The 2570-nt window shown below is 68.4% G+C and carries 1 protein-coding gene; it reads right to left on the reverse strand.

The window, feature by feature from the left end; genetic code table 11:
* The coding region (locus ACWEWT_RS38565; protein ID WP_452565900.1) for a condensation domain-containing protein at nt 1-2570 on the reverse strand (2570 nt) is incomplete at both ends.

The following is a 2570-nucleotide window of genomic DNA, read 5'->3' on the forward strand; positions in this document are numbered from 1 at the left end:
ACAGCCACACCCTTCGGACGACCCGTCGAACCCGACGTGAAAATCACATACGCCGTATTCGACGCCCGCAACGGCGCCACCCGATCCACATCCGTGATCTCGGCATCCGCGTAACCCGACAGATCGATCTCGTCGACAACAACCACCGGGCGATCCGCCGCGGTGAATTCGTCCGCCGAACTCGTCAGTACGCAGACCGGATCCGCCGTGGCCAGGATGTACTCGATGCGCTCGGCCGGCTGCTCCGGATCCAGCGGTACATAGGCACCACCGGCGGTGACCACCGCGTACATCGCCACGACCAGATCCAGCGAACGCCGCATACCCAGCGCCACCGGGACATCGGGCCCGACACCCAGCGAGATCAGATGCCGCGCCAAGCGGTTCACCCGCCCGGCGAACTCGGCGTAGGACAGACCTGTCCCCTCGAACGTCACCGCGGGCGCTTCCGGAGTCAGCGCGGCCCGGTCGGCGAACAGACCGGCCAGCGTCGCGGCCGGATCCACCGCGTGCTCCGGACCGTATCCGCCGCGCAGTACCGCCGACGCTTCCAGCGCGTCCAGCAGCGGCAGATCACCCAGCGGACGTTCCGGAGTCTTGACCACGGCCTTGAGCAACCGGGCGAACCGCTGGGCGAACCGCACGATGGTCTCGCGGTCGAACAGATCGGTCGCGTAGGTGAAGACCGCGTCGATCCCCGCCGCCGCGTTCCGCTCGCTCAGATCCAGCTGCAGATCGAATTTCGCGGTTTCCAGGGGCATCTCGACCGCGCTGACCGACAGTTCGGACAGCTCGGTGTGCACCGGCGGCGTGTTCTGCAACGCCAGCATCACCTGGAACAGCGGATGCCGGGCCTGCGACCGCACCGGGTTGAGGATCTCCACCAGCCGTTCGAACGGCAGATCGGCATGCCCGAACGCGGCGATATCGGCCACGCGCACCGAACTCAGCAGCTCGGTGAATCCGGCTCCGGAATCGACCGGCGTCCGCAGCACCAGCGTGTTGACGAACATACCGATCAGATCGTCGAGTGCGCGTTCACCACGACCCGCGATCGGGGTGCCGATCGCGATATCGGTTTCCCCGGACAACCGCGACAGCAGTACCGCGAATGCCGCGTGCACGGCCATGAACAGGGTCGCGCCCTCGGCCCGCGCCAATTCGGCGAGTCCGGCATGGGTTTCGGCGTCGATCTCGAACGCGTGGGTCGCGCCCCGGCCCGAGGAGATTGCGGGCCGCGCCCGGTCCGCCGGGAGATCCAGCTGATCCGGCAGCCCGGCCAGCTCCCGCGACCAGTACGAGATCTGCTGATTGATCACCGATTCGGGATCGTTCTCCGAACCCAGTACCTGCCGCTGCCACAGCGCGAAATCGGCGTACTGCACTTCCAGCGGCGCCCAGCCGGGGGCATCGCCGGCGGTACGTGCCACATACGCGGTCACCACATCGCGCAGCAGCGGCGCCATCGAGAAACCGTCACCGGAGATGTGATGGACGACGAAGCCGAGTACATGGTCGGACGCGTCCAGCCGGAACAGCCGGGCCCGGAACGGCACGCTCGCGGTAACGTCGAAGCCCGACGTCACCAGTTCCGCGAGCCGTGCGGGCAGATCGGCCGCCGCGACCTCGACCGGCGTCAGCTCCGGGGCCACCTCGGCCGCCGGCAATACCTGCTGGAACGGGGTCCCGTCGACCTCCGGGTAGAAGGTGCGCAGCGATTCGTGCCGCGCCAGTACATCGGCGACGGCGGCGCGCAGGGCGGCCGTATCGAGATCACCGGACAGGCGCATCGCGACCGGGATGTTGTCCACGAACGAATCCGGGTCGAACCGGTTCAGGAACCACATCCGCTGCTGCGCCAGTGACAGCGGCACCCGCTCCACGAGTTCACCCGTCGCGAGTTCCCGGGTCGGCCGCGGCTGCGGCACCAGTGCCGCCCGCGCGCCGGCCTCGGACCGCAGTTCCGCGCGTGCGGCCAGGGCGGCCACGGTGGGCGCTTCGAACAGGACGCGCACCGGGACATCGACATCCAGTGCCCGGCCGAGCCGAGCCGCGACCTGGGTCGCGATCAGCGAGTTGCCGCCGAGCGCGAAGAAGTCGTCGTCGGCACCGATCCGCTCGGCACCGAGCACATCGGCGTAGACCCCGGCCACGATCTCCTCGATCGGGGTCGACGGCGCCCGGAACTCCTGCGCCTCGAACCGCGGCTGCGGCAATGCCTTGCGATCCAGCTTGCCGGACGGGTTCAACGGGAACTCGTCCAGTGCCATCACGGTCGCCGGCACCATGTACGCCGGCAGGACCGCACGCACCGCGTCGAGCAATTCCGCGGATTCGATCCGCGAGCCCACCGTCGGCACGACATAGGCGATCAGCTGTTCGCCCAGCGGCGATACCGCGACCGTCACCACAGCCTGTCCCACCTGAGGCTGGGCCAGCAGCGCGGATTCGATCTCGCCGAGTTCGATCCGCAGCCCACGCAACTTCACCTGGAAATCGGTACGACCCAGATACTCCAGCTCACCCGCGGCGGTCCAGCGCACCAGGTCGCCGGTGCGGTACATCCGCTC

The sequence above is a fragment of the Nocardia sp. NPDC003963 genome (assembly GCF_053605105.1).